Origin of the sequence: Burkholderia sp. Ac-20353, assembly GCF_017104785.1 — a bacterium.
Lineage (GTDB): Bacteria > Pseudomonadota > Gammaproteobacteria > Burkholderiales > Burkholderiaceae > Burkholderia.
This window is the reverse complement of record NZ_JAAGPL010000252.1, coordinates 1-11,042: the sequence shown is the minus strand read 5'-3', so window position 1 is coordinate 11,042 and position 11,042 is coordinate 1. Positions and strand designations below refer to the sequence as shown.

The window sequence follows — 11,042 nt, the reverse complement described above, 5'->3', positions numbered from 1 at the left end:
GCCGCGCGGCGCGGGCGCGTCGACGGCACCTGCCGCCGACGGCTCGTCCTTCGATACGTGCGGCTCGAGCACGCGGCGCAGCGCGGCCGCGTCCGCGTTGCCGTTCATCGTCAGCCGCACGGCCTGCGCATAGCGGCTGCGTGCGCGCTCGAGGTCCATCACCGTGTCGGCGGTGAAGCGGATGCCGCCCGTGAACGCATCGTTGCGCGCCTGCCCCTGCACGATCAGCAGCTCGTCTTCCTTGAACAGCGCCTTGTTCGCCTCGAACTGCTCGTTGAAGATCGTGATCTCGCACTGGCCCGAACCGTCGTCGAGCAGCGCGATCAGCATCTTGCCGCGCTGGGTCATCTGCGTGCGCAGCGACGCGATCACGCCCGCGACGAGCTTGTCGCGCCCCTCCTTCAGTTCGCCGACCTTCTGGCGCACGAAGCGCCGCACCTCGCCTCGATACGCGTCGAACAGGTGGCCGGACAGATAGAAGCCGAGCGCGCCCTTCTCTTCCTGCAGGCGGCGCTTGTCGTCCCAGGCCGGCTCGTCGACGAGCGCATGCGCGTGCGGCGACTCGGCGCCCATGTCGAACAGGCCCGCCTGCATGGCGTTCGCCTCTGCCTGGTCGGCCGCCTCCATCGCGAGCGACACCGATGCGAGCAACTGCGCGCGGTTCGCGTTCAGCGAATCGAACGCGCCCGCGCGGATCAGCGCCTCGATCGTGCGGCGGTTCACGACGCGACGGTCGATCCGCTCGCAGAAGTCGAACAGGTCGGCGAACGGCTTCTCCTCACGCGCGCGCAGGATTTCCTCGATCGCGTTCTGGCCGCTGCCCTTCACCGCACCGAGGCCGTAGCGGATCGTGCGCGAGCGCTTGCCGTCCGCTTCCGCGACCGGCTCGAAACGGTAATGCGACTGGTTGATGTCCGGCGGCAGCACCGCAAGGTTGTTCACGACGCAATCGTCGAACAGGATCTTCACCTTGTCGGTGTCGTCCATCGCGAGCGTCATGTTGGCCGCCATGAATTCGGCCGGATGATGCGCCTTCAGCCACGCGGTGAAGTACGCGAGCAGCGCATAGGCGGCCGCGTGCGACTTGTTGAAGCCGTAGCCCGCGAACTTCTCCATCAGGTCGAAGATTTCGTCGGACTTCTCGCGCGTGAGGCCGTTCTTCGCGGCACCCTCGGCGAAGATCTCGCGATGCTCGGCCATTTCCTCGGGCTTCTTCTTGCCCATCGCGCGGCGCAGCAAGTCCGCGCCGCCGAGCGAGTAGCCGCCGATGATCTGCGCCATCTGCATCACCTGCTCCTGATAGACCATGATCCCGTAGGTCTCTTTCAGGACCGGAACGACGCGGTCGTCCGGATATTCGACGTTCTCGCGGCCGTGCTTGCGCGCGCAGAAGCTCGGGATCAGGTCCATCGGGCCCGGACGGTACAGCGCGACGAGCGCGATGATGTCCTCGAAGCGGTCGGGCTGCGCATCCTTCAGCATGCCCTGCATGCCGCGGCTTTCCAGCTGGAACACGGCGACCGTGTTGGCCTTCTTCAGGATCTGGAACGACGCGGGATCGTCGAGCGGCACCTGCGCGAGCGACCAGTCGGCCTTCGACGGATCGAGCCGGCGGATGTAGCGCTCGGCCCAGTCGAGGATCGTCAGTGTCGTCAGGCCCAGAAAGTCGAACTTCACGAGGCCGACCGCTTCGACGTCGTCCTTGTCGTACTGGCTGACGACGCCGCCGTCGTCACCCTGCGTGTACAGCGGGCAGAAATCGGTCAGCTTGCCGGGCGCGATCAGCACGCCGCCCGCGTGCATCCCGACGTTGCGGGTCAGCCCTTCGACGCGCTGCGCGAGATCGAGCAGCTGGTGGACTTCGTCCTCGTGGTCGTAGCGCTCCTGGAGCTGCGGCTCCTCCTTCATCGCGTCGGCGATCGTCACGTGCTTGCCCGGCTTGAACGGGATCAGCTTCGCGATGCCATCGGTGAACATGTAGCCGAGGTCGAGCACGCGCCCGATGTCGCGCACGGCCGCCTTCGCGGCCATCGTGCCGAACGTCGCGATCTGCGACACCGCATCCGCGCCGTACTTCTCCTTCACGTACTGGATCACGCGATCGCGGCCGTGCTGGCAGAAGTCGATGTCGAAGTCGGGCATCGACACCCGCTCCGGGTTCAGGAAGCGCTCGAACAGCAGGTTGTAGCGCAGCGGATCGAGATCGGTGATGCCGAGCGCGTACGCGACGAGCGAACCGGCGCCCGACCCCCGCCCGGGGCCGACCGGCACACCGTTGTTCTTCGCCCAGTTGATGAAGTCGGCAACGATCAGGAAGTAGCCCGGGAAGCCCATCTTCGTGATGGTCCCGCACTCGAACTCGAGCCGCTGGTAGTACGTATCGCGCTGCGCGTCGCGCTCGGCGGCATCCGGAAACAGCTGCTCGAGCCGCTTTTCGAGCCCTTCCTTCGACAGCTGGATCAGGTAGTCGTCGAGCGACATGCCATCCGGCGTCGGGAACAGCGGCAGCTTCGGCTTGCCGAGCTCGAGCGTCAGGTTGCAGCGCTTCGCGATCTCGACCGTGTTCGCGATCGCGGACGGCAGGTCCGCGAACAGCGCGGCCATGTCGTCCTGCGTGCGGAAGTACTGGTCGGTCGTGAAGCGCTTCTGGCGCCGCGGATTCGCGAGGATGTCGCCTTCCGAGATGCACACGCGCGCCTCGTGCGCGGTGAAATCGTCGTCGGTCATGAACTGCGTCGGATGCGTCGCGACGACCGGCAGCTTCAGCTCCGCGGCAAGCGTCGCCGCCTGCTGGATGTACGCCTCGGCGCCCGGCTGGCCATAACGCTGCAGCTCGATGTAGAAGCCGCCTGGAAACACCTTCGCCCAGCGCGCCGCGTGACGGCGCGCCGCTTCTTCGTTGCCGGCCGCGAGCGCGAGGCCGATGTCGCCCTGTTGCGCGCCCGACAGCGCGAGCAGGCCCTGCGCGAACTCGCCGTCGAGCCAGCTCGCGTCGAGCTCCGCGCGGCCGCGATACTGGTTCGTGAGCCACGCCTTCGACAGCAGCTCGCACAGATTCAGATAGCCGCGCTTGTCCTTGACGAGCAGCAGCAGCCGCGACGGCTTGTCGCGATCGTCCGGATTGGCGATCCAGACGTCGCAGCCGGCGATCGGCTTGATGCCCTTGCCGCGGGCTTCCTTGTAGAAACGGACGAGGCCGAATGCATTGCCGAGATCGGTGAGGGCGAGCGCGCCCTGACCGTCCTTGGCCGCCGCCTTGACGATGTCGTCGAGACGCACGATGCCGTCGGCAATCGAGAATTCGGAGTGAACGCGAAGATGGACGAAACGGGGATCTGACATGGGCGCTATTGTAGCCGCGTCGCCATGCAGGCTGCCCAAAAAATCCCCCCGTTGGCCGTTCGGCCGAGGGCGCGACGACCCGCCGCGCCACTGGCCGGACGGCCAGGTGCCGGATTGTGCGCGGTTTGCGGGATAATACGGGTTTTCGACCTATCCGCCCGGCTTCGCACCCCTTTTTGCGAGCCTCCGTGCGACCGCCGCACGGGCGCGGCCGTTTTCTCGTCCGATCATCATGAGTATCGTCAATCTCGCCGCCTACCACTTCGTGTCGCTCGACGCAAACGAACAATGGCGCCCGCTCGTCACCGCCCGCTGCACCGAACTCGGCCTGCGCGGCACGATCCTGCTCGCGCCGGAAGGCATCAACCTGTTCATCGCCGGCACGCGCGACGCGGCCGACGCGTTCATCGACTACATCCGCCACGAACCGCTGTTCGAAGGCAAGTTCGCGACGCTGCAATTCAAGGAAAGCCTGTCCGATGCGCAGCCGTTCCGCCGCATGCTCGTGCGCCTGAAGCGCGAGATCATCACGATGAAGAAGCCCGCGATCAAGCCGGAACTCGGCCGCGCGCCGTTCGTCGACGCGCGCACGCTGAAGGCCTGGCTCGACCGCGGGCACGACGACGCGGGCCGTCCGGTCGTGATGCTCGACACGCGCAACGCGTTCGAGGTCGACGTCGGCACGTTCGACAACGCGCTCGACTACCGGATCGCGAAATTCAGCGAGTTCCCGGAAGTCATCGAAGCGAACCGCGCGGACCTCGAAGGCAAGACAATCGTGTCGTTCTGCACGGGCGGGATCCGATGCGAGAAGGCCGCGATCCACATGAAGGACGTCGGCATCGACAACGTGTACCAGCTCGAAGGCGGGATCCTCAAGTATTTCGAGGAAGTCGGCGGCGCGCATTATCACGGCGACTGCTTCGTGTTCGACTATCGCACCGCGCTGAACCCGCAGCTCGAGCCCACCGAGAACGTCACCTGCTTCGCGTGTCGCGCGGTCGTGACGCCCGAAGCGCAGCAATCGCCGAGCTTCGTGCCGGGCGAGTCCTGCCCGGCCTGCGCGAACACCGCCAGCGCGGCGTAAGCAAGTTCCGGCACGCCCCTCGATGAACGGCTATCGCGGCCGCTTCGCGCCGTCGCCGACCGGCCCGCTGCATTTCGGCTCGCTCGTCGGCGCGCTCGCGAGCTGGCTCGACGCGCGCGCGCACGGCGGCGCCTGGCTCGTGCGCATCGAGGACATCGACGGGCCGCGCACGGTGCCCGGCGCCGCCGACGACATCCTCGCGACGCTCGTGCACTTCGGCATGACGCCGGACGAGCCGCCCGTGTGGCAGAGCACGCGCGCAGCCGCCTATTCGGCCGCGCTCGAACGGCTCGACGCGACGGGGCTCGTCTACCCATGCGGCTGTACGCGCAAGGAAATCGCCGATTCGCTGCGTGCCGCGCACGAGCGCCACACGACGCTCGCGTATCCGGGCACCTGCCGGTCTGGCCTGCACGGCAAGCCCGCGCGCGCATGGCGGCTGCGGGTGCCGGACGGCGATGCCGCGGTCGTCACGTTCGACGACCGCTGGCAGCACATGCAATCGCAGAACCTCGCGACCGAAGTCGGCGACTTCGTGCTGAAGCGCGCCGACGGCCTGTGGGCCTACCAGCTCGCGGTCGTCGTCGACGATGCCGATGCCGGCATCACGCACGTCGTGCGCGGCGCGGACCTGCTCGATTCCACCGCGCGCCAGATCTATCTCCAACGCTGCCTCGGCGTACCGACGCCGTCGTATCTGCACGTGCCTGTCGTCGTCGACGCGAACGGCGAGAAGCTCAGCAAGCAGACCGGCGCGATCGCGCTCGAGCGCGACGATCCGCTGCCCGCGCTGCAAGCCGCGGCCGCGCATCTCGGCCTGGCGCCGGACCATGGCGAGCTGCCGGGCGCAACGCTCGACGTGTTCTACGCGGCGGCAACGGCCGCATGGGCGCGGCGCTTCGGGCCGCAGGCAGACTAACGCTCCGCCATTGCCCACGCACAAGCGCGGGCCCCGCCAGCTCGCCGGAATCGATCCGGCACCGATTGTCGGCGACTCAGGACCGACCAGGCACCGCCGTATCGCACCCCATCCGACCCCGCAAATAAAAAAACGGGCGCATGCTGTTCGCATGCACCCGTCTTGCCCAACCTTTCGATCGCGGCCGACCGCTTGCGCTTACGCCGACGGCTTGCGCGGCATCCCGAACCCGCCGAGCAGCGCGGCCACCTGGCGCTTCGGACCCTTTTTCTCGGGCTGAGCATGCGTCGGCTCTTCGGCCTGCTTCGCCGGTGCCGACGGCTCGTACGGCTTCAGGAAGAAATCATCGATCGGCGCCTCGTGGCGACGATGATGACCGCGCTCGGCGCCGGACGTCCGGCGGCCCGACGCGCCACGATGCTCGTCGCGCTCGCGGCGGCCACCCCGCTCGCCGCCACGCTCGCCGCGCTCACCGGCACGCTCACCACGCTCACCGCCACGCTCGTCGTGACGGTGCCGCGCCGGCTTGTCGATCGACAGCGTCTGCACCTCGAGCGGACGCTTGATCAGCTTCTCGATGTCCGCGAGCTGCTTGCGCTCGTTCGGGCTGCACAGCGACAGCGCATCGCCCGTCGCGCCCGCGCGGCCCGTGCGGCCGATCCGGTGCACGTAGTCTTCCGCGTTGAACGGCAGGTCGAAGTTGATCACGGCCGGCAGCTCGGCGATGTCGAGGCCGCGCGCGGCCACGTCGGTCGCGACGAGCGCTTCGATCTCGCCGCGCTTGAACGCGTCGAGCGCCTGCATCCGCTCGATCTGCGTCTTGTCGCCGTGAATCGCCGACGCGACCACGCCGTCGCGCTCGAGGTTGCGCGCGAGCCGGCTCGCGCCGATCTTGCTGTTGCAGAACACGATCACCTGCTTGAGCCCGCGATCGCGCAGCAGTTGCACGACGGCCGCCTGCTTGTCGCCCTCGGCGACGTCGTAGACGATCTGCGTGACGTTCGCGTTCGTCGAGTTGCTGCGCGCGACCTCGATCGTCTGCGGGTTGCGCAGGTAAGTCGACGCGAGCTTCTTGATTTCGCCTGAGAAGGTGGCCGAGAACAGCAACGTCTGGCGCTCCTTCGGCAGCAGGTTCAGGATCCGCTGCAGATCCGGCAGGAAGCCCATGTCGAGCATCCGGTCGGCTTCGTCGAGCACGAGGATCTGCACCTGCCCGAGGTTCGCGGTCTTCTGCTGCACATGGTCGAGCAGGCGGCCCGGCGTCGCGATCAGGATCTCGACGCCACGGCGCAGCTCGGCCATCTGCGGGTTCATGTCGACGCCGCCGAACACCACCGCGCTGCGCAGCGGTGTGTGCTTCGCGTAAGCGTGCACGTTCGCGGCGACCTGGTCGGCGAGCTCGCGGGTCGGCGTGAGGATCAGCGCGCGCACCGGATGGCGCGCGGGCGACGCGCTCGTGTTGGCCTGCGGCAGCAGGCGCTGGATGATCGGCAGCGAGAAGCTCGCGGTCTTGCCGGTGCCCGTTTGCGCGGCGCCCATCACGTCGCGGCCGGCGAGCACGACCGGAATCGCCTGCGCCTGGATCGGCGTCGGCGTCGTGTAGCCCTGCTCCGTAATGGCTTTCAGGATGTCGGCGGCAAGGCCGAATTGATCGAAGGTAGCGTCGACTGGCTTGGCGACAGAATCGGACATGGTAGCGTTTCGCTCAAAAGGCGCGGCGGGGACAACACGCATCAGGCCGGCCCGGCGGGCCTGCGCGAATCACATTTCGGAAGTAGACGGAGCCGCGGCGCGCCGCGCGGCGCCGCTCTGGCGCTTGGGGCCGGTTCATTCGAACGCCGGGCTCCAGGCCGTGCGGACTCCGTTCGGCGCGAATGCCGGCGGAAAGGGCCGTATTGTAGCACTGCGCAGCAAACTGTCTGTGACAGCCAAACGGGCACGTCGCCGCGGCGGCAGCGACCGGTGCCGGCGACCGGTGTCGGCGGACGTTGCAGGCGAATGTTGCCGATCGATGTTACAGGCGGATGTCGCAGGCTGCGATTCCGCGGCCGGCCGCGCGACGCCGCACAACGCCACGCGCCGGCATGGCCCGCCGGCCGGCGTGCGGATTCAGGGGCGCCAGCCGGCGCTCAACCCTTCTTCTTTTTCTTCTCGACCTGCACGCAGCCGGACAGCAGCGGCGGCGCCTTCTCGTCGGCGATTTCGTCGCGCAGCGTCGCTTCCTTGCCCTTCGTCCACCACGTATAGCGGCCGGCCTGGTAGCGCACGCCGGACGCCGACACGGTGTCGACGAACAGCAGGCGCTGGCCGTTGACCGGCACGAGCGCGAAACTCTGGCCGTTGCCCGCGAGCCAGTACGACACGCGCACCGGCTGCGTCTGGTTCGCACACTGGTAGACGGCCGTCTGGCGCGCGTCCGCGTCGATTTCCTCGACGGTCAGCTGCGCGGCATGTGCGATCGACACGGACAGTCCGGCCAGCGCAAGCGTGGCGAGGGTTTGACGAATCATGCAGGTCCTCTCACGAGACGTGGTGTGACAGCACGCCCGTCCGGGCGCGCCGGTTATCGTTATCAGGGATCGATGACGTCCGCGCACGCATCGGTCGGCGCAGCGGCGACGTGACCGACGAGCGGCACGATCTTGAGCCCCGCCGACGCGACCCGGCATGGTGCGGCGGCAAGGCCGCAGCCCGCGAGGCCGGCGCCAAGCGCGAGCACGACGCCGAAGCGCACAACACACCGCACAAACGAAGTTGCAGGCATCGCGCGCCTCCTGTCGTCAGCGGGCCGAGACGGGCTTGACGGCCGCGGCGGCGCGCTTCGCGCGTTCGCGGGCTTCGTCGATATCGGCACCGGTCGCGAGCGCGACGCCCATGCGCCGCTTCGCGAAGCTCTCCGGCTTGCCGAACAGGCGCAGGTCGGCGCCAGGCACGGCAAGCGCGTCGCGCACGCCCTCGAACGCGATGCCGCGCTCGTCGAGCCCGCCGTAGATCACCGCCGACGCGGCGGGCGCGCCCAGCGTCGGGTCGACCGGCAGCCCGAGAATCGCGCGCGCATGCAGCTCGAACTCCGACTGGCGCTGCGACGCGAGCGTGACGAGGCCCGTGTCGTGCGGCCGCGGGCTCACTTCGGAGAACCAGACCTCGTCGCCGCGCACGAACAGCTCGACGCCGAACATCCCGCGCCCGCCGAGCGCCTCGGTCACCTTGTGCGCGATCTCGCGCGAGCGTGCGAGCGCCGCCGCGGACATCGGCTGCGGCTGCCACGACTCGACGTAGTCGCCCGCAACCTGCACGTGGCCGACCGGTTCGCAGAAATAGGTTTGCGTATCGCCGCTGGCCGGATCGATCGCACGCACCGTGAGCTGCGTGATCTCGTAGTCGAAATCGACGAAGCCTTCGACGATCACGCGCCCGTGATTCACGCGCCCGCCCGCCATCGCATACTGCCACGCGGGCTCGATGTCGGCGTCGCTGCGCACGACCGACTGCCCCTTGCCCGACGACGACATCACCGGCTTCACGACGCACGGCATGCCGATCTTCGCGATGGCCGCGCGAAACGCGTCGAACGAATCGGCAAACGCGTAAGGCGACGTCGGCAGGCCGAGCTCCTCGGCGGCGAGCCGGCGGATGCCCTCGCGGTTCATCGTGAGCTGGGTTGCGCGTGCGGTCGGGATCACCTCGGCGATGCCCGCCGCCTCGATTGCCGCGAGCGCGTCGGTCGCGATCGCCTCGATCTCGGGGACGATCAGGTGCGGACGCTCGGTCTCGACGAGCGCGCGCAGCGCGGCGGCGTCGGTCATGTCGATCACGTGCGCGCGGTGCGCAACCTGGTGGCCGGGTGCGTCCGGATAGCGGTCGACCGCGATCACCTCGACGCCGAGCCGCTGCAACGCGATGATGACTTCCTTGCCGAGTTCGCCGGCGCCGAGCAGCATGACGCGCGTGGCCGAAGGCGAAAGCGGCGTACCGAGCCGCTGACCGATCTGCATGTGATGATTTCCCGCTTCAGGTTGGAGGTCGAAAACGACTGCGATGTTAACACGCGCACCGGCGCCGGACGGGCCCGCTTTGTACCGCGCCTCGTGCCCCGCTTGTACCGCGCTCGCCCCCGTTCGTAACGTGCTCGTACCGTGCTCGAATCGCGCTCTTGCATCGCGCGGGCCGGCCGCGAACGAATTCGCGCGCGGATGGTCGCCTCGCCTGACGCGAGGCGAGTGCGTTACTCTTACGCCTTGTTCAGAATATGATGAGGAACGAGGCTCATGCCCCACCCGACCGCAGCCGCACGCACGCGCACCCGTCTGTTTCGCTCGCTGCGCGCGCCGCTCGGCGTATTGACGCTTGCCACGCTTCTCGCCGCCTGCTCGATGCCGACGCATCCCGACGCCGCCGCCCCCGCGCCCGATCCGTACAACCCCGCCGCCGTCCAGTTGCTCGACGACACGAGCTGGGAGCTCACGAGCTGGCAGAACGCCGACGGCACGCCGCGCACGGTCCCGCACGGCGACAACGGCGAACCGATCAAGCTCGCGCTGTCGACCGAATCGGGCGTGCGCCGCGCGTCCGGGTTCTCCGGCTGCAACCGCTACATGGGCACCTACGACGTCAAGAACGGCGTGCTGAGCTTCGGTCCGCTCGCGGGCACGCGGATGGCCTGCACCGGCACGCTCGGCGGCCAGCTCGAGCACGCCTATCTCGACGCGCTCGCGCACGTCACGAAGGCAGGCGTGCAGATGCGCGCGCCGCAGCAGTTGCAGATCGTCACTGCCGACGGCGCGACGCTGATCTTCACGCGCCGCGGCTCGTAACACCGGGGTCGCGCGGGACGACGGCGGGCTGACCGCGTCCCGCCGCGCGTTGCATCGGGCGATGCCTGTTCTGCAGCGCGCTGCCTTAGAGTCTTCTTCGTCGGCCGGTTAAACTCGGCGGGTCGCGCGTCGCGCTCCCCGTCCCATTCCTGTTTCAAAGCATGCACACGGTCGTTCTCGGCTGGTTCGGCGTTTCCGCCGTCTGGTTCATCCTTCTCATCTGGCGCCTCGCGCAAGCGTGGCTGCCCGGCAGCGGCGGGCATGCCGGCCGCGGCTCGATCCGCCTATGGCTCGGCTTCGCGAGCGTGTTCGTCGCGAGCTGCACGCTGACGAGTGCGCTGTCAGGCCCCGACACGAACCTGCTCGGCCACGCGTTCGCGGCCGGCTTCGAACGCGTGCTCGGCCACATCGGCACGCCGCTCGCGATGGTCGTGCTGTTCTTCGCCGGCCTGCCGTGGCTGACCGGCATCGGCTGGCAGCGCGTCGCCGCGTGGCTCGACACGTCGTTCGGGCTCAAAATCTCGCGCGGCAACGACGACGACGATGCGCGCAGCGTCGCCGATCTGCCGCGCAACGCGCTGCATCGCGACGACGAGCGCCGCGTGCGCCGCGCGGGCGATGTCCAGCCGACCACCGCGCACACCGTCAATTCGATGGCGCCCCGCCAGAACGGCCGGTTTGCGCGCCCGACGCTGTGGAAACCCGATCCGCAGGCACGGGCGAATGCGCGCGGCCAGGCCGCGCAGCGGCCGCTCGCCGAACCGGTCGCACCCGCCGGCTGGCTGAAACCGAACGCGGCGAACCGGCCCGTGCCCACGGCCGGCAGCACGAGCGCCGTGGCTGCCGCCAACGCCGCAGCCGGTGCGGCGCGCGCCGCGGC

Annotated in this window: 8 protein-coding genes and 1 pseudogene; 4 read left to right on the top strand and 5 right to left on the bottom strand. The window is 68.7% G+C overall.

What is annotated here, in order from left to right:
- A partial coding sequence (dnaE, locus tag G3N94_RS36700) for a DNA polymerase III subunit alpha (protein ID WP_205799130.1) occupies positions 1 to 3,342 on the bottom strand: 3,342 nt, incomplete at its 3' end.
- Between the two features lie 232 nt (positions 3,343 to 3,574).
- On the opposite strand from dnaE, the gene G3N94_RS36695 reads away from it, so the two are divergent.
- Positions 3,575 to 4,429 (top strand): sulfurtransferase, encoded by an 855-nt coding sequence (locus tag G3N94_RS36695; protein WP_205799129.1) that lies wholly within the window; start codon positions 3,575 to 3,577, stop codon positions 4,427 to 4,429.
- A gap of 22 nt (positions 4,430 to 4,451) precedes the next feature.
- The gene (gluQRS, locus tag G3N94_RS36690) at positions 4,452 to 5,348 is read left to right on the top strand and encodes a tRNA glutamyl-Q(34) synthetase GluQRS (protein WP_205799128.1); all 897 of its coding nucleotides are present in this window, start codon (positions 4,452 to 4,454) and stop codon (positions 5,346 to 5,348) included.
- A gap of 198 nt (positions 5,349 to 5,546) precedes the next feature.
- On the opposite strand, the gene G3N94_RS36685 is transcribed toward gluQRS, so the two are convergent.
- The 4 genes from G3N94_RS36685 to purT form a co-directional block, all read right to left on the bottom strand.
- Positions 5,547 to 7,040: a DEAD/DEAH box helicase gene (locus tag G3N94_RS36685; RefSeq protein ID WP_241022277.1), complete on the bottom strand. Its 1,494-nt coding sequence runs from the start codon at positions 7,038 to 7,040 to the stop codon at positions 5,547 to 5,549.
- Between the two features lie 437 nt (positions 7,041 to 7,477).
- Positions 7,478 to 7,858 (bottom strand): MliC family protein, encoded by a 381-nt coding sequence (locus G3N94_RS36680; protein ID WP_205799126.1) that lies wholly within the window; start codon positions 7,856 to 7,858, stop codon positions 7,478 to 7,480.
- A gap of 62 nt (positions 7,859 to 7,920) precedes the next feature.
- Positions 7,921 to 8,112, bottom strand: coding sequence for a DUF6726 family protein (locus G3N94_RS36675; protein ID WP_205799125.1), 192 nt, complete (start codon positions 8,110 to 8,112; stop codon positions 7,921 to 7,923).
- A 16-nt stretch (positions 8,113 to 8,128) separates the two neighbouring features.
- Positions 8,129 to 9,343 (bottom strand): formate-dependent phosphoribosylglycinamide formyltransferase, encoded by a 1,215-nt coding sequence (gene purT, locus G3N94_RS36670; protein WP_205799124.1) that lies wholly within the window; start codon positions 9,341 to 9,343, stop codon positions 8,129 to 8,131.
- A 273-nt stretch (positions 9,344 to 9,616) separates the two neighbouring features.
- On the opposite strand from purT, the gene G3N94_RS36665 reads away from it, so the two are divergent.
- Both G3N94_RS36665 and G3N94_RS36660 read left to right on the top strand, forming a co-directional pair.
- Entirely contained in the window at positions 9,617 to 10,162 is a 546-nt protein-coding gene (locus tag G3N94_RS36665; RefSeq protein WP_205799123.1) for an META domain-containing protein, read from the top strand.
- A gap of 161 nt (positions 10,163 to 10,323) precedes the next feature.
- Positions 10,324 to 11,042, top strand: a pseudogene (locus G3N94_RS36660) (DNA translocase FtsK); the annotation flags it as partial.

Excerpts from the sequence above, each read along its gene's own strand:
- G3N94_RS36695 (WP_205799129.1), top strand. The coding sequence starts at position 3,575 with ATGAGTATCGTCAATCTCGCCGCCTACCACTTCGTGTCGCTCGACGCA.
- gluQRS (WP_205799128.1), top strand. The coding sequence starts at position 4,452 with ATGAACGGCTATCGCGGCCGCTTCGCGCCGTCGCCGACCGGCCCGCTG.
- G3N94_RS36685 (WP_241022277.1), bottom strand. The coding sequence starts at position 7,040 with ATGTCCGATTCTGTCGCCAAGCCAGTCGACGCTACCTTCGATCAATTC.
- G3N94_RS36680 (WP_205799126.1), bottom strand. The coding sequence starts at position 7,858 with ATGATTCGTCAAACCCTCGCCACGCTTGCGCTGGCCGGACTGTCCGTG.
- G3N94_RS36675 (WP_205799125.1), bottom strand. The coding sequence starts at position 8,112 with ATGCCTGCAACTTCGTTTGTGCGGTGTGTTGTGCGCTTCGGCGTCGTG.
- purT (WP_205799124.1), bottom strand. The coding sequence starts at position 9,343 with ATGCAGATCGGTCAGCGGCTCGGTACGCCGCTTTCGCCTTCGGCCACG.
- G3N94_RS36665 (WP_205799123.1), top strand. The coding sequence starts at position 9,617 with ATGCCCCACCCGACCGCAGCCGCACGCACGCGCACCCGTCTGTTTCGC.